Origin of the sequence: Haladaptatus sp. DJG-WS-42, assembly GCF_037198285.1 — an archaeon.
GTDB lineage: Archaea > Halobacteriota > Halobacteria > Halobacteriales > Halococcaceae > QDMS2.
Genome location: NZ_CP147243.1, coordinates 2,299,227 through 2,317,728, shown reverse-complemented (window position 1 = coordinate 2,317,728; position 18,502 = coordinate 2,299,227). Strand labels below are relative to the sequence as shown.

Sequence of the window (18,502 nt, the reverse complement as noted above, 5' to 3'; positions counted from 1 at the left end):
CGCTAGAAAACGGTTGGAATGCTGAAAACTGTTCACCCGAGCGGGCGAAACCAGACGGCGACGAGCAACAGCGCGAGGAAGACGTAGGAGCCGCGAATCAGGAGCATCGTGGCGAGTTCTGGGCCTGCTCGCCGGGCGAACAGGGCGACGACGCCGAAGCCGAGCACGGCGAGGGAGGCGCTTTTCGGGAACACGGAGAGCGCAGCGAGCACGAGGATGGCTCCGAGGCCGAGGGTCATGAGCAGGTAGGCAACCCGCCGCGAGCGGGCTTTGCCGAGGACGACGACGGCCGTGTGTTTCGAGATGGAGCGGTCGTAGTCGTAGTCCTGAGCGTCGTCGATGATTTTCACCCCCGACAAGATGGCGAGAAAGACGGCGGCGAAGGCGAGCACCGGGAGCGTGAGCGTTTGGGTCTGGACGTAATATCCACCAAGAAGCGAAATCGAGATGCCGAGCGGGTAGCCCATCGTCGTCGTGAGTGGGTGCATGTCGAGTTGGGGTGCGTGAAGGTAGCCGATGAGCCAGCCCGGAAGCGTGAGCAGGGCGGCCCACACGTCCACGACGTAGCCAATGGCGAGCAGGCAGGTGAAAAATCCGGCAGATGAGAGGGTGAGCGCGAGTTTCGCGCCACTGGCTGAAAGGGGGTGGTCGTCGTCCTCGCCGCGCACGTAGAAGTCCACGTAGCCGTCTTTGACGTGGGCGGTGTAGAGCGCGAAAAACGCCGCCGTCATGTGGAGCGCCGCGAGCGACGGCGAGAGGTCGCGGGCGAGCACCGCACCGAACCACGACGCGGCGATGGGCGGAAGCATGAACACTGGGTGAATCTGTGAGGCGAGGGCGCGAATCGCCGCGGCGAAGCCAGCTCCGTGGCGGGCGACGGGCATAGAAGTAGCAAGGACGTGTTAGCTGATAAACGTGTATGGGGGAGAAAAGGGTTACTGCACGGCGGCGACGGCGTCGCCCATCAGTTCGAGGGCGGCTTTCAGGTCTTCAATACCGGTGGCGTAGGAGATGCGCGCGTAGCCCGCGCCGTTCTCACCAAACGCTTCACCGGGCACGAGGATGACGCCGCGTTCGATGACTTCGTCCACGAAGCCGTCGGGAACTTTCGGCATGGCGTAGAACGCGCCGCGTGGCTTCGGCGTTTCGAGGCCGATGTCCGCGAGGCCGTCAAGGACGACGTCGCGGCGCTGTTCGAACGCCGACACCATCTCTGTGATGCAGTCTTGTGGCCCCGAGAGCGCGGCTTCTGCGGCGTACTGCGAGGGCGCGGCGGCGCAGGCCTGTGCGTACTGGTGGACGCGGAGCATGCGTTCGACGCGGCGGTGACTGCCGGTGACCCAGCCGAGCCGCCAGCCCGTCATCGAGTAGGCCTTCGAGCAGGCGTTGACGACGACGACGTTGTCCGTCTCGGCGAATTCGAGCGGCGAGTAGTGCTCACCGTCGAACACGATGTGTTCGTACACCTCGTCGGAAATGCAGAGCACGTCGTGTTCGTCGGCGATCCGGGCGAACTCTTTGATGTCTGCTTTCGACTGGACTGCACCCGTCGGGTTCGCGGGGCTGTTGACGACGAAGGCGGCCGTGTCTTCGGTAATCGCGTCTTCGACGGCCGCCGGGTCCATCGTCAGGTCGTCGCGCAGGCCGAGCGGGCGCGGGACGCCACCCGCGATGTGGGTAAGCGCGTCGTAGGAGACGAAGCCGGGGTCGGGGAAGATGACCTCGTCGCCTTGGTCGACGTGGGCTTGGAAGGCGAGGTGGAGCGCTTCGCTCCCGCCCGAGGTGGCGATGACGTTCTCGGGGTCAACCGCGACGCCGTTGTCGCGCTCGTGTTTGGCCGCGATGGCTTCCCGTAGCGGGAGGATGCCTTTGTTCGGTGTGTAGGCGTCAACCGCGCCGTCCGCGATGGCCTGCTGGGCCGCCTCACGGACGTGCGTGGGCGTTGGAAAATCCGGTTGTCCGATGCCGAGGTTGATGGCGTCGGGGCCTGCCGCCTCGAACACCTTGCGAATGCCACTGATCGAGACGCGCTCGACTCGACGAGCAAATTCTGTCATGGGCAAAATCGGGTGGGGGAGAGAATAACTCTGATGTGTGGTGTGTGGACAGGGTGCGTGATGCGCCCCAGAGAAAAACCCCGTCGACAGGTTAGTTTTCGAACTCGTCGCGCAGTTCGTCAATGCGCATTTCGAGCACCGACAGGGCGGCGTCGGCGTCAGTGTAGCCACGTTCGTATTCGTTATAGACGCTCTTCGATTTCCGCAGGAACTCTGAGACGGCGTCTTCTAAATCGCTCATACAGAGAGGTTGTACCTGACCGTATTTCAAACTGGCAGAATGCGATTGGTGGACAGTGATTTGATTCGCAGTGACAGAATCGAAAAAGAGAGCGTGGTTCTGTTGAAATGCTCGGTGGTTAATAGGAGTGGCGTGCTGGACTTAGAGGGTGCATCCATCGGGTTGGAGATCGTCTAAATCACCAGTCTGCACGCAAAGTTTTAGTTATGTGTTAACAAGTGTTCCACATGGAATCTCCGATCCACCTGGTGGCATTCGTCACGCGGGCCGAGAACCGCGTTGATGTCCTCCTGGCACTCACATCGGAGCCGCGGACGCGCCCGAAACTCCAGGATGAGACCGATATTCCCCGGGCGACACTCAGTCGTATCCTCGCCGACTTCCAAGACCGTGAACTGGTCTCGAGAGACGGCCATCGATATCGGACTACCCCCCTAGGCGATCTCATCTCCGCGGAGTTGGAGTCACTACTTGAGTCGGTCAAATCGACGCGGGCGCTTCAGACGCTCGCGGGGTGGCTTCCGCTCGATGAACTCGCGGTCGACTTTGACAGCCTCGCCACTGCTGATGTGACGCTGCCAACGCCTATCGATCCAATGGCCCCGGTGAAACGGGCGGCAGCGGTCGTGAAGGATGCGGAACACGTGCGGACGTTCTGCTACAGCGTCGTTCACGCGCCCATCTTGGCGGCGCTGCGTGGCGTCGTTCAGAGAGGACAGAGTCTGGAAGGAGTCATCGCCGCTGGCGTCCTGGAGGTAGTCAAGGACGATCCTGAACTGGCCGAATCGGCCCAGGAGCTGTTCAATACTGGAAATGTGGAGATTTATCTCTACGATGAGGGCATTGAACCCCAGCTGATCATCGCCGACGGCTGGACCATGTTTCTCGTGACCGACGAGGAAGGGGCGATCCAGGGGCTGGTGGAAACCGGCGACGACGCAATCCTGGTGTGGGCCGAGGCGATGTTCGAGTCGTTGAAGCGCGAGGCTGAACCGCTCGATCCCGAGGCCGCTGCAGAGCTTCTCACGACGTGAGAACTTCCCGCTCGGTGCGGTTAATTCGATGTGAATCGATTCTTCTACCTGGGGTTCAGTCATGGCAACAGAGCGACCACCCGAATTAAAATCGACCGATACTCCGTGGTACGACACATCACTCGCCCTGCTCGTGGGGATTGCAGTTATGGGTGCAATGGTCTTTCAGGCCGCAGTGATCCGACCGTCGGGGCTGGCACCACCACCGGCAGGGGCGATACCACTGTTCGTATTCAACACCACCGCCGCTGTGATGGGCTTCGTCCTCCTCCGACGAACCGATGCGGCAGGGTATGCAGTTTCGATTGTCACCGGTATCCTCGTCGTCGGTACTGTCGTCCTCGTCGGTACGGGAGCTATCGGCGAAACTCCGAGCAGTAACGGGATTCAGGCCGGACCGGTCGTGTACACTGCACTCGGATTGGCGTTGATCGTCACGTCGGGTGTTGCGTGGCGGAAACGGGCTGCGGCCGAGCTATCTTCTACCTCGTCGACGCCCACGTAGTGAAGCCGATATGAGACAACCTCCCCTCGACATCCTCCAGTTCTTGGTGAGGTCAGACAGTCGTGCAACCATCTTCACCACCTTCACTACCAACGCGTTCTGTACGCAGTCGGAACTGCAGACCGAGACTGGAATCCCTCGGTCGACGGTCAGCCGGATTATTGGTGAATTGGAGTCCTGGATATAGTGTCGAGAGTTCGTCATCGGTAATACGCAACCAAGCCAAAGAAATTACGGTGCTATGCTGTGCGGTAGCGGTGGCGGTGCGACAACCTCCACCACAGCACCCGAACGCGCCGTCTGGCGCGTTCGGCCTTTTTCATGAACGTTTTTGCCAGCGGGGTCGCTGTGCGACCCCCGCAGGAAAAAGGTTCATTGGAACATACGGAGCGGCTTCGCCTGCGTGCTTTCCTCGTCTGCGTCCTGCATGCGCTTTGCGAACTGTTCTTTCGCCGTCCGAATCTCTTCTGCGTGGGAAACGAGGGCGTCGGTGTCCACGTCGATGTCCGCAAGCGGTTCGATGCCGCGCATGAGGAGGATGCGGGCGGCTTCAGGGTCGGGGAATTGCTTGTCGCTCTCGACGATGAGGCCGACGCCGGTGATGTCGAGTTCGGCGGCGCGATTGATGAGCGCGCCAGTCGGGCCAGAGATGAGCCCCCCTTCGGTCGGGTGTGAGATGTCTGCGGCTTCGAGGAGCGACGCGCCCTCGCCGGTCGAGACGCCGTAGAGGGCGGGTTCGTTCGCGTCCTTCTGGGTTGGGAGGCCTGAGAGGAAGATTGGGGTCGCGTCGTGTGCTTCGACCCAGCCGGAGAGACAGCTCGAAAACTCGACGGCTTGGGAGGGAGAGATGGGGATGTCGCTTTGGAGGACGACGAGGTTGCGCGATTCGTCGGCGTAGAGCCGGACGGGGGCTTTGACGGCTGATTCACCTTTGCCGTACACCGCGACGCGCGGAATGCCCTCGCAGTAGAGCGACCCGTAGTGGGTCATCTCGAACTGTTCGACGAGGTGGTCGGCCGCGATTTTGCCGACGAGACCGACGCCGGGAAGCCCTTCGACCAGCGTTGGCGCTGAGAGGTCGAGCGACTCGTCGTGAATTTGGACGTGTGCCATGACTGCGCATACTCACCGCGATTCCATAAGCGCCCGGGCAGTGTGCGCGTTCGAAACCCACAAGCGGTCGCCACGAATAGACTGTGCAAGAATGGAGGCTCTTGAGCGGTACGAACCGCTGATGGACGACGTGGAGGCCTATCGGGCTGCCTGTGAGCGCCCGCTGCCCTCCGTCGTCCGGGTGAACACGCTGAAAGCAACGCGAGAACAGGTCTGTGCCGCCCTCGACGAGGAGGGTGTCGGCTACGAGCAACTGGAGTGGAACCCCGACCTGCTCAAGCTCGAAACGCGCAGTCCGGGCACCACGTGGCCGTACTTCCACGGCTGGATTCATGGGCAAGAAGAAGTGTCGGCACTCCCACCGCTCGCCCTCGATCCACAGCCGGGCGACCGGGTGTTCGACACCTGCGCCGCGCCGGGAAGCAAGACCACGCAGATTGCGGCCCAGATGGACGACAAGGGCGTGCTCATCGCCAACGACAACAACCTCGGTCGGCTCTCCGCCCTGCGTTTCAACGCGGAGCGTCTGGGCGCGACCTGCGTCGCGGTCACGAATCAAGACGCGCGCAACTTCTCGATGAAACCGTTCGGCTCGCCCGAAGACGGTGGGTTCGACCAGTTCGACCGCGTGCTCGTGGACGCACCGTGTTCGTGTGAGGGCACAGTTCGAAAGAACCCCGACGTGGTTGACGAGTGGACGCTCGACCACGTCGAATCCATCGCGGGCATCCAGAAGGGCATCCTCCGACGGGCGCTCCAAATCACGCGCCCCGGCGGAACGGTCGTCTACTCGACGTGTACGTTCGCCCCCGAGGAAAACGAGGCGGTCCTCGACCACGTTCTCGACAACGAAGACTGTCGCGTCGTGGACTACGACCTCGGCCTCGAACACGTCCCTGGCGTGACTGAGTGGCAGGGTGAAGAGTACGACGAGCAAGTGACGAACGCAAAGCGCGTCTACCCACAGCACAACGATACTGGTGGGTTCTTCTGTGCGAAGTTGGAGGTGGGAAGATGAGCGGTGACGGAAACGTGGGCCAACAGTTCGACCGCCTCCCCGAGACGCCAGCAGACCAAGAAATCGAGGGGCGCGCCTCGCGCGAACAAGTTGTCAACTTCTGGTACGACCGCTACGGCGTCCCGAAGTCCGTCTTCGACGACTTCACGCTCTGGGAGAAGGGCGCGGGGAAAATATGGATTTTCGGCGGCGACGTGGCCGCGCCAATCAGCATCGAGGGCCTCGGCATGAAGCTCATGCGCACCCGCCAAGAACACTGGAAGCCAACGACGAACGGCGCTCAGCGATTCGGACGCCACGCGACCAAGAACGTCATCGTCCTCGACACAGAGCAAGCCGAGCAGTTCGCCCACGGTACGGACATCGACTACCCCGACTGGGACGGCGACTGGGGCTACCTCATCGCTGCCCACGAACTCGCGGGCGTCACCGAACCAATCGGCGTCGGTCTTTACCTCCACGGCGAGTTGCGCTCGGTCGTTCCGAAGGGCCGCCAGTTCGACTAACGAAGCTGTTTTTCGAGTTTTTCGACGCGCTGCTCGAGTGCGTCGTATCGCTCTTTCGAGACGTAGCCGTCAAGATTCAGCCCTTCTACCGGCAGACCCTTGAAGTCGATTTTCGGATTGTCGCCGAGGCTGATTTCGAGCAGTTCTTTCTTCCGACCGAGGTCGTTGATGCGCAGCGAGTTGCGGTCGCTATCGACGTAGATGACCACGCGCTCGTCGGCCTGTCGGCTCCGCAAATCGAGAATCGGCTGTTCTTCGGCATCGACCCAGATGCGCACGTTTTCAGGACTCATGAACCGGGCGATGGTGTCGGCCATCCCGCCGCTCATCGAGAGCCGTTTGACGCGCTTTCCAGAGGGATTGTCGAGCGGGTATTTTCGCGTGTAGACACCCCAGTGGTTGTGTTCTGCGTCGGCGGCCGTCCGCGCGAGGAGCGTCCCGTCTGAACCACAGTAATCGACAAAACAGGCGTACGCGTCCGAGGAGGTTCCCGCCGCATCATTCTGGGCCTGGAGGGACAGCGAGTGTTGTCTGTCAGCCATACGAGCGTAGACGCCGGAGCACGGCTATTCGCTTTCGGCCGACGAGGCTTCGTCCCACTCGTCGGTCACGAGCATGATGTCCGCATACTTGCGATACCGATCGTGGCTCATCACCGGCATCTCGTAGATTCTGGTGAAGTCGAGGGCGTCGTACCACGCAAGCGAGTTTTCGATGTCGGAGACGGTAAGTTGGCAAAACAGCGCCATTGGGTACACCTCGGGTTCCGAGCGGGCCATGCACTTGCTACGGCTGAGTGGAGAATAATCGTTGCTCGCTACTCAGTCTCTTTCTCGCGCACCGTCCCGCCGCTCAAGCCTTCCCATTCAACGCGAAAGCCCAGTTTCGAAAGCACCGCGCTTGCGTCTTCGATGCCGTGGCTCGACAAGACAGATTCGGCTTCGCTCAGCGACATGCCCGCGTGAATTTCGTCACGAAGTGCCGACAGCACGGTCGGGCGGACGAGAGTCCGACCCACGCGCTCGTGGTCAGGAAACACCTTATCATCAAGCACCGATTCGCTCACACCGAGGTCGCTTGCGAGCGCGCTGAGTGTGATTACATCTCCGTCGGGTGAGAGTTCCTCAGCGAGGGCTTCGGCGCTTTCTTCGATCAACTCCTGTTCGTACTCGCGGAGCACGTCCACCACGTCTTTGACGCGGACGGAGCCGGTGTAGGGAATCGCGCGGTGGTCGCGGGCGGCGATTTCTTCGCCCACGCCGAGGGTGCTATCGACGGCGACGAGGAGTTCGACATCTTCGACCACGTCCATCTGGCCGAGCTTCTTTGCGACGTACTCGGGCGTCCAGAAGCCCATGATTTCGAAATAGACGCGAAACGGCGAGTGCTTCCAGTCGAAGGCGAAATCCGGAATCATCACGCTCGCGCCCGCTTCGAGCGGTTCCGGTTCGCGCACGAGATTCCAGTCGAGACCGAGCGCGGTGAATCGGGCGGCGAACTCGGCTTCGACGCCGCTGTCGAACGTCACGTCGGTGACTGGCTCCGTGCCGGGCACGGACACGTCGTCCTGCGTGAGGGTCAGCAAGCGCTCGGTTCCGCGGTCGTCGATGGTCGCTTCGATGCGCCACTCGGGGGCTTTTGCGACCGACCGAAGGAGGCGGGCAAAGCGCGTTCCGTAGCGCCGGCTCGTCTGGAACAGGCCGGTCGGGCCGGTGACGACCACCTCGCGGCCCGCGTCAGTTTTTCGAATCTCGTACATCAGTCGCAGGCGCTTGACCGCGGAAATCAGGGCTTTCGGGTCGCTGCTCCGTATCCGAAGTTCCGTCGCGTCGAACAGCGCCGTCTGGGCGAGCGAGAGGTTGTACTGAGCGAGCAGTTCGTCCGGGCTCCAGCGAACCGAGAGTGAGGTGAGCACCTGGTGTTCTTCGAGGTCTGCGTAGAGCGATGCTGCGACGGCGTCGGTCGTCGTTGCGAGCGACTGGGCGGCCCGTTCGAGCGCGGCGTCGCGTTCTGCGTCGGTGACGACGCCCACAGACTCTGCGGCGGCGAATACGCTTGCACGAGTGCGCTCGGGTGGGAGCGGCGCGTTCGTCTCGAAGGTGGCTTCGCGCTCGACTAGTTTGGCAAGCCCGCGGACGAGTTTGAAGTCGGCGTCTGCTTCGAGGCGAGTGAGGGCCTCCTCTAAGCGGGCGCGGGTCTCGCCGACGTGTCCCTGATAGGTTCCGATGACGCGCGCGGCGAGCGGGCGTTCTTCGCGGCCAGCGAACTGTGGCGCGTAGCCACCGCCCGCCCGCGACACTCGGAGGAGGTCTTTCGTGAGCACACGTAAGATTGGGTGCGGGTTACACAAAAATCGTCTGACAACGGCCCCAACGTTCTTACAAGAGAATGGATACGTGATAGATATGGAACGTCGGACTTTCCTTCGTACTGTTGGCGCGACAACGACAGTCGCGACTCTGAGTTTTGCTGCAGGGTGTTCTTCTTCAAACGGTGCAGACGATACTGAAACCAGTTCGTCTGGTGGAGGCTCTGAAGACGCAACAACGACCGTCGAGTACCCGGACGACTGGACGGGAGACGTCTCAGACATCGACGACGGTGAGGAACGCGAGGGCCCCACGCCTATCGAAGTCGAGGCGTTCGATTTCAAAGCAGACGATGCTGGCAATCTCGTGATTACGGGCACCGCCAAAAACGTCACCGAGAAGCAGGCGAAACAGGCCGTCGTCATCCACGTTGACGTTGGCAAAGACAGCTATCAAGCCGGTAAAGCGTTCGACCTCGGTCCCGGCGAAACCGCGTCGTTCGAGGTTCCGTTCCCCGTCACTATGGACGCGTTCGACGCGAAAGGAAGTCTCGTGATTAAATTCCCGAAATAAGCTACCGCCGTCTATTGGCGACCCGCTCTTCTGCTGTTTCCTTGCTCACAAGTTCGTACAACACCGCCCGGCCACCGTCGGCTTTCGGCCGGAGAATTCGCCCGAGGCGTTGGGTGAACTCGCGTTCGCTTCCGCTCCCCGAGAGCACGACGGCGACGTTCGCATCGGGCACGTCCACGCCCTCGTCGAGCACGTTCGCGGTGACGACCCGCGAGAACTCGCCGGTGCGGAATTTTCTGAGAACCTCGCGGCGCTCTTTCGTCCCTGTCCGGTGGGTAATCGCCGGGATGAGAAATCGCTCTGAGATGCGGTAGACGAGCGCGTTGTGCGCGGTGAAGACGATGATGCGGTCGCCGCGATGCCGGTCGAGGATGGTGGCGAGTTCGTCGAGTTTCGCCTGTGAATTCATCATCACCTCGCGGGCGCGCTGCTTTGCGAGCAGTGCCTCACGGGCGCGCGGGTCGGTGCCCGAGCGCATCACGAGTTTCTGATAGTCGCTCCCGCTCCTGAGCTGGATATTCGAAGAGGCGAGGTAGTCGGTGAACACCGACTGGTGGCGCTCGTACTCCCGGCGCTCGTCCGGAGTGAGTTCGACGGTGAGGCGCTTGATGTCGTAGTTTGCGAGGTGTTCGCCCGCGAGGTCGTCTATCTCGATGGTGTAGCAAAGCGGGCCGACGAGGTCTTCTATCACCTCGTGGGCGTCGTCTTCGCGCTCGAACGTCGCCGTGAGTCCGAGGCGGGCGGGCGCGGCGAGCAAGCGGGCAATCTGTCGAAACCCCTCGCCGCCGAGGTGGTGAACCTCGTCGAAGATGACGAGACCGAAGCGGTCGCCAATGGAACCGGCTTTGAGATACGCCGAGTGGTAGGTCGAAACGGTGATGGCTTCGAGCGTTTGTTCGCCCCCGCCGAGTTGCCCAATCGGGCAGTCGAATTCGGTTTCGAGTTCGTCGCGCCACTGGGTGAGCAGGTCGATGGTCGGAACGACGACGAGCGTTGGCGTCCCGAGTGCTTCGATTGCCCCGAGCCCGATGACGGTTTTCCCGCTTCCGGTGGGGAGTTCGAGAACGCCTCGGTTGCCCGCCTCTTTCCATGCGTCGAGGGCCGCTTGCTGGTAGGGTCGGAGGTCGTAAGTGGAAGAAAGGGAGGGGACGGAAGCAAACGAGAGGACGCGGTCGTCTACGTCGGAGGATGCGGCGAGCGCGTCCCGGAGTTCCAGATAGTGCATCGCCGGTGCTCGCGCCGTTTTCGAACGGGGGTCGTACTCGACGTGCGGGAGGTCGCGGGCCGTCTGCGCTGTGAGCCCGGACACGCGAATCGTCCCGTCTTCAAAGGTGAGGGTGACCGCAGACACGGGCAAAAATCGGTGGTGTGGACACTTAACGTTCGCCACCCGATAACCACCAACGCAGGGGATTATTTCGAGTGTTGAACCGCGCTCGAAGTGGAGAATACCCTCTCACAAGCCGAATCACATTTCTGAATTTTTATGGCCGCTGGCGCGTCTGTGTTAGGCATGAGTGAAAACCAAGGCGCAGAGGAGCCTGTGCCTGACGCAGGCCCCGAGGACGCCCCCGAAGCCGAGGCAAACACCGAGGAGGATGCGTTTGCTGAACTCGTCACCCGCGTCGAAGAGACGGAGCCAGAGCAACTGGCCCGCGAAATCGAATCGCTCCGCGAACAGGCGGCAGCCACAGAGGAACTCGAAGCAGAACGCGAGGGCTTAGCAAGTCGCCTGAAGCGAAAACAAGCCGAGTTCCAAAACTACAAAAAGCGGATGAAAAAGCGCCGCGAGCAGGAAAAACAGCGCGCGACCGAGGACTTGGTCGAGCGGCTCATCGACGTGCGCGACAACCTCGCGCGAGCGCTCGACGAGGCAGACGAGGCTACAGACTCGGACATCGTGAGCGGCATCGAATCGACGCTTCGGCAGTTCGACCGCATCTTAGAAGACGAGAACGTAACCGAGATTCGACCGGAACCAGGCAGCGACGTCGACCCACAGCGCCACGAGGTCATGCTGCGCGTCGAAAGCGACCAGCCCGTAGACACCATCGCGGAAGTGTACCAGTCGGGCTACGAGATGGCAGACCGCGTCCTGCGTCCGGCGCAGGTGACGGTCAGCAACGCTGAATAATCAGACATCTGCGGCGGTCGAATTGCGGTCATCATATAAGCACAGGATGTGAGACAGGCACATATTTTGAAATCGCCCGACTGAGGCGCTGTGTAGCGTGGGTGTGAGGCAACGTATCTAGCAACTTTTAACCGGACGAAGGCGATAGTGCTCACCAAGATGGCGAGCAACAAGATTCTCGGTATCGACCTTGGTACCACGAACAGCGCGTTCGCGGTCATGGAGGGTGGAGACCCCGAGATTATCGTCAACAGTGAAGGGGACCGAACCACGCCCTCGGTGGTCGCGTTCACCGACGATGGCGAACGGTTAGTCGGGAAACCGGCCAAAAACCAGGCCATCCAGAACCCAGAAAAGACCATTCAATCGATCAAGCGCCACATGGGCGACGAGTACGCTGTCGACATCGACGGCGAGGACTACACGCCCGAGCAGATTTCGGCGATGATTCTCCAGAAAATCAAGCGAGACGCTGAGGATTATCTCGGCGACGAACTGGAGAAGGCAGTCATCACCGTTCCGGCGTACTTCAACGACCGCCAGCGTCAGGCGACGAAGGACGCAGGCGAAATCGCTGGCTTCGAAGTCGAGCGCATCGTCAACGAGCCAACCGCTGCGTCGATGGCGTACGGGCTTGACGACGACTCAGACCAGACCGTCCTCGTCTTCGACCTCGGTGGCGGGACGTTCGACGTGTCCATCCTTGACCTCGGCGGCGGCGTCTACGAAGTGGTCGCCACGAACGGGGACAACGACCTCGGTGGCGACGACTGGGACCAGGCCATCATCGACTGGCTCGCAGAGGAATTCGAAGCCGAACACGGCATCGACCTCCGCGACGACCGGCAGGCCCTCCAGCGGCTCAAAGACGCCGCAGAAGAGGCCAAAATCGAACTCTCCAGCCGCAAGCAGACGGAAATCAACCTTCCGTTCATCACGGCAACTGACGACGGCCCGGTTCACCTCGAAAAAGACCTCTCCCGTGCGAAGTTCGAGAGCCTGACGTCTGACCTCATCGAGCGCACCGTCGGTCCAACGAAACAGGCCCTCGAAGACGCAGGCTACGCAGCCTCCGACATCGACGAAGTCATCCTCGTCGGTGGTTCGACGCGCATGCCGCAGGTCACCGAAAAGGTGGCAGACGTCGTTGGCCAAGAGCCAAAGAAGAACGTCAACCCAGACGAAGCCGTCGCCCTCGGCGCGGCGATTCAGGGCGGCGTGCTCTCCGGTGACGTAGACGACATTGTCCTGCTCGACGTGACGCCGCTCAGCCTCGGTATCGAGGTCAAAGGCGGCCTGTTCGAGCGCCTCATCGAGAAGAACACGACCATTCCGACCGAGGAGTCGAAGGTGTTCACGACGGCCGCACCGAACCAGACTTCGGTGCAGGTGCGCGTATTCCAGGGTGAACGCGAGATTGCGAACAAGAACGAACTCCTTGGCGAGTTCCAGCTGTCGGGCATCCCACCCGCACCCGCCGGAACCCCGCAAATCGAAGTCACGTTCAACATTGACGAAAACGGTATCGTGAACGTCGAAGCCGAGGACAAAGGCTCCGGGAACGCAGAGTCCATCACCATCGAAGGCGGCGCAGGCCTCTCCGATGATGAAATCGACCGCATGACCCAAGAGGCAGAACAGCACGCAGAAGAGGACAAAGAGCGCCGTCGCCTCATCGAAGCTCGCAACGAGGCAGAAGGCTCCGTCCAGCGTGCAAAGACCCTCTTAGACGAGAACGAGGAGAACGTCGACGACGAACTCCGCGAGGAAATCGAAGCCGCAATCGAGGAAGTCGAGGCAACCCTCGAAGACGAGGACGCAGACGCGGACGAACTCGAAGCCGCGACCGAGGACCTCGCAGAGAATCTCCAAGAGATTGGCAAGCGCATGTACCAGCAACAAGAGGCCCAGCAACAGGCTGCAGGCGGCGCTGGCATGGGCGGCATGGGTGGCATGGGCGGCGACGCCGATGCTGAAACCAACGGTGGCGACGAGTACGTCGACGCCGACTTCGAAGACGTTGAAGACGACGACAAGTAGTCGTCTTCAGCCCATCAGAGTTCTTTGAACTCTGAGGACGTAGGCGAGAAGGACGACTAGACCGTCGCAGTAGTCAGCCGAGTTTTCGGTTTGTTGAACCAGCGGCAAAGAAGGAGCGCTATCTGAATCGATAATGATTCAGGGTAGACTTGCGATAAGGTCGCGGTACTCTGCTTCCGGCCACGCCTTCATCGTCTGTGAGCTAACGTTGCCAGTTTGCGCGATGCGAAGCAGTGCCTTTGCGGCAGTATCATCGTCTGGGAACTCAGCGACGGTGACGAGGTCGTACGCCCCCATCGTGAGGTAAAACTCCTTTAGTTCGCCGCCGAGCGACGAGATAAGGTCGGTAGCGGCATCAAGTCGGTTAGGACTGTCGTCGATGTTTTCAATTCCTTGCTGCGTGTAATTCCACAGCGTGATGTAGGTTGCCATTGCTTTACGTCTCCACTAGCGTCCTTGTGGCAGCTCGGCGGACCCCACCTCCTTGCAGAAAGAACGCCGCATACTAGATGGGGCGAGTATATGTTAACTTTTGACACATACGTCAAAGAAGCCGTTTATCAGGGTTTCAAGCCAGATTCAGAGCTCTGTAACCACTACCGAGTTCCCTGCACGTCGATGTGGTGAACCGCATTTGGTGACAAGAGCCGACCACTTGGCACTTCGACCCAGCCGTTTGCGCGGATGCGAGCGGGGCCTTCGTGGAGAATCGTTGATTTCTCCTCGTCGCCGTAGATGACTACGTCGTCGTAGTTGTCTTCGAAGATAGTCGCAAACTCGTCGGCGAGTGATTCTGGTGAGATGACCATAGTTCACCATCAAACCGACTGGGGAAAAGTGCTGTTTTGTTAGTTGGGAAACAATTATTTTCTGTTGCAGACGACTGTGTATATGCACCGACGTCTGCTCGACATCGGCGTTTTCTTGCTGATTGTCTCCATTCTCGGCTACGGAATCGTCATCCTCCGGCAAATCCTGTTCGCGCTGGTCGCTGGGATTGGGCTGTACACGACCTACGAAACGTGGAAAAGTGGAGATACGGAACACACCCTCGTTTTAGTCGTTCTCATTAGCCTGCTCGCAGGAGCGTTTCTGACTGCTCGCCTCGATTACCAGGTGGGTGCTCTACTCATCACTGCCCTCGCCTACCTCGTATGGTCGGTGACGCGAAGTCGGGAGAAATTCGCCTCTTGAACCGATTACGCTTCGTAAATCTTCTCACCGCGGTGCAGCCGCGACGCAATCGTGAACGTCTGTTCTGCCTCCCGGCGCGTCGGGAAATGGGCGGCCATGTAGCGGGCGACGGTCATCAGCGCGAGTCGTTTCTCGGACTCAGATTTTGCCACCTCGAACTGCTTGAAGCAGGCTTCGAGATTCTGGAGCGTGTGGAAGTTCGCGTCCTCGCGGAGCAAGGCTTCGCCGAGCGTCTGCATCAGGTCGGCGGGGTCGCCGCCACAGTCGAAGTGTTCGCTCACGAGTTCTGCGGCCATATTCACCTCACCTTCCTCGTCGAACACATCCATGAGCTGGGCGCGGAGATCGGCGGGGTCGGCGTCGGACTCGCCGGGTTCGGGAAGCGGGGCGGGCGGCATGTTGAGAAAACGGTCGAGATACACCGAAATCGCGCCGTCGAAGATTCCCCTGTAAAGTTCTGTGGTTGCCGTACGGCGGGTGGCTTGCTCCACTGCGTTCGCGTAGGTGAAGGTGTGGTGGACGGTGTTCCAATCCGAGAACTCGTTTGCCGTCCCGAAGTGGGCGACCCGGCGCATCGCCGCGATGGAGACGGCGTGGGCGAGTTCCGTGGTGGTCGCGCCCGATTTGACGGCTTCGATGAGCGCATCGACAATCGCGTGCGGGTCGTCTGCGAGCAGGGTTTCGGTGAAATCGGCTGGTTTCTCCCACGTCTTTCCTGCGCCGGTTTCGACCATTTCATCGAGAGGGGCGTAGGCGTCAGCGAGTAGGGCCGCAACATCGATTGGCTGTCGCCACGAGGAGAGTTCTTCGCTCCGAGTCGCGCCCGTGAGTTCATCGACGAGCGTCGGGAGGACGTTCGGGGCATTCTCCCAGCCGATGTGGTCGAGGACTTCGAACGCCTTGTTCACGAAGTCAAAGGAGTGGCCGGCGTTGAGATAGCGGTGGTCGGTCGCGGCGGTGTACATGATTTCTGCGACTTCCTCGGGCGAGAGCGTGCCGATTGCGGTTCGGAGGGTGCGCTCTGAGGGATCGTTGTCCCGGACCTCGATGGTCTCGCGGAACCACGACTTGAGGCGGTCTTTCGACACGTCCGTCGTCGTAAAGCCGGGTTGCTCGAAGCGCGGTGGCTCGCCCGCGGCGTCGTTTGCGACATATCTGAGGCCGGTGTAGAGGGCGCGTTTCTGGTCCATCTCGGAGAGCGCGGGCAGGATGTTCGCCATCGCGGCGTGGACGGTCAGGCCGCTTCCCCAGCCCGCGTCGCGGTATTTCGTCCCGAAATCGACGCCGGTTTTGATGGGGACCGACGGGTCTTCGCTTTCGGCTTCAAGGCCGATGACGGCTTTGGCGATGACCAGACGGAGGTTTTCTTGGAGGCCGTCTGCTAATCGATTTCGCCAGTGTGTTGCCGGTGGGACGGTCGGTTCGGGGTTCGGGTCGATGAGAATCTCGTCGCCCTCCACGCGGACGGGAAACGTTTGCACGTCGTCAGCCCACGGGTCGAAGGTGTCACCGCAGGAGAGTTCGAACCGGGCGTGATGCCAGTGGCAGGTGAGGACGCCCTCGTCTACCGTGCCTTTCGAGAGGGGGAAGCCCATGTGCGGACAGCGATTGTCCACCGCGAACACCTGGTCTTCGTGGTAGAACAGCGCGACTGAACGGCCGTGATGTGAGACAATGGTCGTCCCGTCTTGCTTGAGGGCTGCAAGCGAGGCGACGGGGATAAAGTCGGCTTCTGTAGCCATATTCGTCAGTTGTTATCATACGAACATAACCGTTCGCTGAACCCGATTTTTGTAAAATTAGTGACCTGACTGTGCGTCGGCGCGACCCGTTCTTTTCAAGTATTTCCGGGGTTTACCACGGGTAACGAATGAGCGAGGACTTCTACGAAGTGCTCGGCGTCTCTCGTGACGCTGACGAAGACGACATCAAGAGCGCCTTCCGCAAGAAGGCCGCGAAGTATCACCCAGACGTCAGTGACGAGCCCGATGCAGAAGAGAAGTTCAAGCGGGTCAAGAAAGCGAAGGAGGTTCTCTCTGACGAAGAAAAACGAAGCGCCTACGACCAGATGGGCCACGAACGCTTCGAGCAGGCCGAAAAGCGCGGCGGCTTCGACGGCGGTGCGGGCGGGGCCGGTGGCTTTGGCGGCGGCTTCGGCGGCGGTGGTGGCATGGGCGGGATGAACGACATCTTCGAGCAGTTCTTCGGCGGCGGCCGGAGCCAGCGCAACGGCCCGCGGCAGGGACAGAACCTCCGTACGTCGATGACCATCACCCTGCAGGACGCCCACGACGGCCTCCAGCGCCAGTTCACGCTCACGCGACCGGAAGCGTGTGACGACTGTGGCGGCAAAGGCCACCCTGAGAGCGCAGACGCCGACACCTGTCCGCAGTGTGACGGTCGCGGCCAAACCACCCACGTCCAGCAGACGCCCCTCGGGCGCATCCAGCAGACCCAGACGTGTAACCACTGTGGCGGGGAAGGCACGCTCTACTCAGAGACCTGTGACACCTGTCACGGCGACGGGCGCGTGCGCCGCGAGGCGACCCTCTCGGTCGATGTTCCCGCGGGCATCCGCGACGGACAAACCCTCCGGATGGACGGCGAGGGAGGACCCGGCGAGAAAGGCGGCCCCAACGGCGACCTTCTCATCGACATTCAGGTCGAACCGCATCCGGAGTTCGAGCGCGACGGCGACGACCTCTACTATCGCCACCCAATTTCCTTCCCGCAGGCTGTCTTCGGCGACAAGGTAGAAATCGAAACGCTCGACGGCAGCGTCACGATGGACATCCCGAAGGGAACGCAATCTGGTGAGACCTTCCGCCTGAAGGGCAAGGGGATGCCGCGACTCCGCCGCCGGAGCAAGGGGAGCATGTTCGTACAGGTGCAGGTCGTCACGCCCGAAGAACTCAACACAGAACAGAAAGAAGCGCTCAAGCAGTTCGCCGAAGCAGGCGGCGAGGAAGTCGACGTGAGCGAAGGCTTCTTCGAGAAGTTGAAGAACAGTTTCTAAGCCACGATTCGCTTTCGACTTCGTCCTTGCTATTCGATTCGCACGTCACGCAACTCAATCACGCGCTCCTCAGGAGCCTCGCCCGCTGAAACCGCAATCGTCCCCTCGCTGTCCTCACCGGGGAACACAATTGTCCCGCCGACCACGAGCGGCGCGAGAAGCCCCGCGACGACGGTTCCGGGTTCGGTGAGCGGCGTGCGGATGGCGACTTCGTCTTCGTCGGTGAGGGCGTATTCTTCAATCACGTTTTCGGCCGCCCGGAGCAGTTGGCCCTGCGTGTAGACCTCGACACCAGCCGCCAATACCTCGTCGTCGGGCGAAATATCGATAGGTGGAATCACCGGATTCTCGCTCCAGACCTCCTTCTCGAAGAACATGGTCGAAGGGTCGTCGGGGCGCTCACCGTAGGCGATTCGCTGGCCGCCCGGCGGGAGTTCGTAGTCTGCAATCGAAGACGAGGGTGCGACGAGCGCGCGGGCGTCTACCTCTGTGTCGGGTTCGAACTCCACGATTGCACCGAGGAGGCCTGCCCCAAGGAAGGTGAGCACCGGTTCTGGCGACGGCGAGGCCGCGAGTGCGACCCGGCGACCTTTGGCGACGCCGACGTGGCGAAGGACGCTCCCCGACTGCCACGAGAGGGTACATAGCTGGGTGTAGTTGTACCGCCGGATGCGACTCCCGTGTGCGCGCAGCGCGGGAGCGCCACTCCGGCGCGCTCTGGCCAACAGGTCGGCGAACGTATCCATGGCTGGTCGTTGCGAG

21 protein-coding genes are annotated in these 18,502 nt (G+C 61.2%); 9 read left to right on the top strand and 12 right to left on the bottom strand.

Annotated elements, in window-relative coordinates:
- Positions 1-32: 32 nt before the first annotated feature.
- The 3 genes from V5N47_RS12490 to V5N47_RS12480 form a co-directional block, all read right to left on the bottom strand.
- On the bottom strand, positions 33-884 hold the full coding sequence (locus tag V5N47_RS12490) for a UbiA family prenyltransferase (protein ID WP_338727943.1): 852 nt from the start codon (positions 882-884) through the stop codon (positions 33-35).
- Between the two features lie 51 nt (positions 885-935).
- Positions 936-2,057 carry a pyridoxal phosphate-dependent aminotransferase gene (locus tag V5N47_RS12485; protein ID WP_338727941.1) on the bottom strand — a complete coding sequence of 374 codons (1,122 nt, stop codon included), beginning with the start codon at positions 2,055-2,057 and terminating at the stop codon, positions 936-938.
- 91 nt (positions 2,058-2,148) lie between these two features.
- Positions 2,149-2,298, bottom strand: a complete 150-nt coding sequence (locus V5N47_RS12480; protein WP_338727940.1) for a hypothetical protein — start codon at positions 2,296-2,298, stop codon at positions 2,149-2,151.
- A gap of 227 nt (positions 2,299-2,525) precedes the next feature.
- Between V5N47_RS12480 and V5N47_RS12475 the strand changes: the two genes are divergently transcribed.
- Both V5N47_RS12475 and V5N47_RS12470 read left to right on the top strand, forming a co-directional pair.
- On the top strand, positions 2,526-3,332 hold the full coding sequence (locus V5N47_RS12475; protein ID WP_338727939.1) for a hypothetical protein: 807 nt from the start codon (positions 2,526-2,528) through the stop codon (positions 3,330-3,332).
- 61 nt (positions 3,333-3,393) lie between these two features.
- Positions 3,394-3,837, top strand: coding sequence for a hypothetical protein (locus tag V5N47_RS12470; protein WP_338727937.1), 444 nt, complete (start codon positions 3,394-3,396; stop codon positions 3,835-3,837).
- A gap of 372 nt (positions 3,838-4,209) precedes the next feature.
- Here V5N47_RS12470 and V5N47_RS12465 read toward each other — a convergent pair whose 3' ends face one another.
- Positions 4,210-4,950, bottom strand: coding sequence for a PAC2 family protein (locus V5N47_RS12465; RefSeq protein WP_338727935.1), 741 nt, complete (start codon positions 4,948-4,950; stop codon positions 4,210-4,212).
- A 91-nt stretch (positions 4,951-5,041) separates the two neighbouring features.
- Between V5N47_RS12465 and V5N47_RS12460 the strand changes: the two genes are divergently transcribed.
- Both V5N47_RS12460 and V5N47_RS12455 read left to right on the top strand, forming a co-directional pair.
- Entirely contained in the window at positions 5,042-5,968 is a 927-nt protein-coding gene (locus V5N47_RS12460) for an RsmB/NOP family class I SAM-dependent RNA methyltransferase (RefSeq protein WP_338727933.1), read from the top strand.
- Entirely contained in the window at positions 5,965-6,474 is a 510-nt protein-coding gene (locus tag V5N47_RS12455) for a hypothetical protein (RefSeq protein ID WP_338727931.1), read from the top strand. The genes V5N47_RS12460 and V5N47_RS12455 overlap by 4 nt, the downstream gene beginning before the upstream one ends.
- Here the strand turns inward: V5N47_RS12455 and V5N47_RS12450 are convergent.
- Genes V5N47_RS12450 through V5N47_RS12440 form a run of 3 tightly spaced genes read right to left on the bottom strand, consistent with a single transcriptional unit; the run spans position 6,471 to position 8,797 of the window.
- Positions 6,471-7,016 (bottom strand): hypothetical protein, encoded by a 546-nt coding sequence (locus V5N47_RS12450; protein ID WP_338727929.1) that lies wholly within the window; start codon positions 7,014-7,016, stop codon positions 6,471-6,473. The genes V5N47_RS12455 and V5N47_RS12450 overlap by 4 nt on opposite strands.
- A 24-nt stretch (positions 7,017-7,040) precedes the next feature.
- A complete protein-coding gene (locus V5N47_RS12445; RefSeq protein ID WP_338727927.1) occupies positions 7,041-7,253 on the bottom strand; it encodes a hypothetical protein in 213 nt (70 codons plus the stop codon).
- A 38-nt stretch (positions 7,254-7,291) separates the two neighbouring features.
- Complete coding sequence (locus V5N47_RS12440) at positions 7,292-8,797, bottom strand: DUF790 family protein (RefSeq protein WP_338727926.1); 1,506 nt, start codon at positions 8,795-8,797, stop codon at positions 7,292-7,294.
- An 82-nt stretch (positions 8,798-8,879) separates the two neighbouring features.
- Here V5N47_RS12440 and V5N47_RS12435 point away from each other — a divergent pair, with 82 nt between their 5' ends.
- A complete protein-coding gene (locus V5N47_RS12435) occupies positions 8,880-9,356 on the top strand; it encodes a hypothetical protein (RefSeq protein ID WP_338727925.1) in 477 nt (158 codons plus the stop codon).
- 1 nt (position 9,357) lies between these two features.
- Here V5N47_RS12435 and V5N47_RS12430 read toward each other — a convergent pair whose 3' ends face one another.
- Entirely contained in the window at positions 9,358-10,707 is a 1,350-nt protein-coding gene (locus V5N47_RS12430; RefSeq protein ID WP_338727923.1) for a DEAD/DEAH box helicase family protein, read from the bottom strand.
- Positions 10,708-10,869: 162 nt separating this feature from the next.
- On the opposite strand from V5N47_RS12430, the gene V5N47_RS12425 reads away from it, so the two are divergent.
- Entirely contained in the window at positions 10,870-11,490 is a 621-nt protein-coding gene (locus tag V5N47_RS12425) for a nucleotide exchange factor GrpE (protein ID WP_338727921.1), read from the top strand.
- Positions 11,491-11,649: 159 nt separating this feature from the next.
- Positions 11,650-13,530, top strand: coding sequence for a molecular chaperone DnaK (gene dnaK / locus V5N47_RS12420; RefSeq protein WP_338727919.1), 1,881 nt, complete (start codon positions 11,650-11,652; stop codon positions 13,528-13,530).
- Positions 13,531-13,668: 138 nt separating this feature from the next.
- On the opposite strand, the gene V5N47_RS12415 is transcribed toward dnaK, so the two are convergent.
- Both V5N47_RS12415 and V5N47_RS12410 read right to left on the bottom strand, forming a co-directional pair.
- Entirely contained in the window at positions 13,669-13,962 is a 294-nt protein-coding gene (locus tag V5N47_RS12415; RefSeq protein ID WP_338727917.1) for a GYD domain-containing protein, read from the bottom strand.
- 164 nt (positions 13,963-14,126) lie between these two features.
- Positions 14,127-14,339 (bottom strand): hypothetical protein, encoded by a 213-nt coding sequence (locus V5N47_RS12410; protein WP_338727915.1) that lies wholly within the window; start codon positions 14,337-14,339, stop codon positions 14,127-14,129.
- Between the two features lie 82 nt (positions 14,340-14,421).
- Between V5N47_RS12410 and V5N47_RS12405 the strand changes: the two genes are divergently transcribed.
- Positions 14,422-14,724, top strand: coding sequence for a hypothetical protein (locus V5N47_RS12405; RefSeq protein WP_338727913.1), 303 nt, complete (start codon positions 14,422-14,424; stop codon positions 14,722-14,724).
- Between the two features lie 5 nt (positions 14,725-14,729).
- Here the strand turns inward: V5N47_RS12405 and V5N47_RS12400 are convergent, their stop codons facing one another.
- Positions 14,730-16,466, bottom strand: a complete 1,737-nt coding sequence (locus V5N47_RS12400) for a Rieske (2Fe-2S) protein (protein WP_338727912.1) — start codon at positions 16,464-16,466, stop codon at positions 14,730-14,732.
- A 128-nt stretch (positions 16,467-16,594) separates the two neighbouring features.
- Between V5N47_RS12400 and dnaJ the strand changes: the two genes are divergently transcribed.
- Positions 16,595-17,740 (top strand): molecular chaperone DnaJ, encoded by a 1,146-nt coding sequence (dnaJ, locus tag V5N47_RS12395; protein ID WP_338727911.1) that lies wholly within the window; start codon positions 16,595-16,597, stop codon positions 17,738-17,740.
- A 29-nt stretch (positions 17,741-17,769) separates the two neighbouring features.
- Here dnaJ and V5N47_RS12390 read toward each other — a convergent pair whose 3' ends face one another.
- Positions 17,770-18,486, bottom strand: coding sequence for a hypothetical protein (locus tag V5N47_RS12390; protein ID WP_338727910.1), 717 nt, complete (start codon positions 18,484-18,486; stop codon positions 17,770-17,772).
- Positions 18,487-18,502 lie beyond the last annotated feature (16 nt).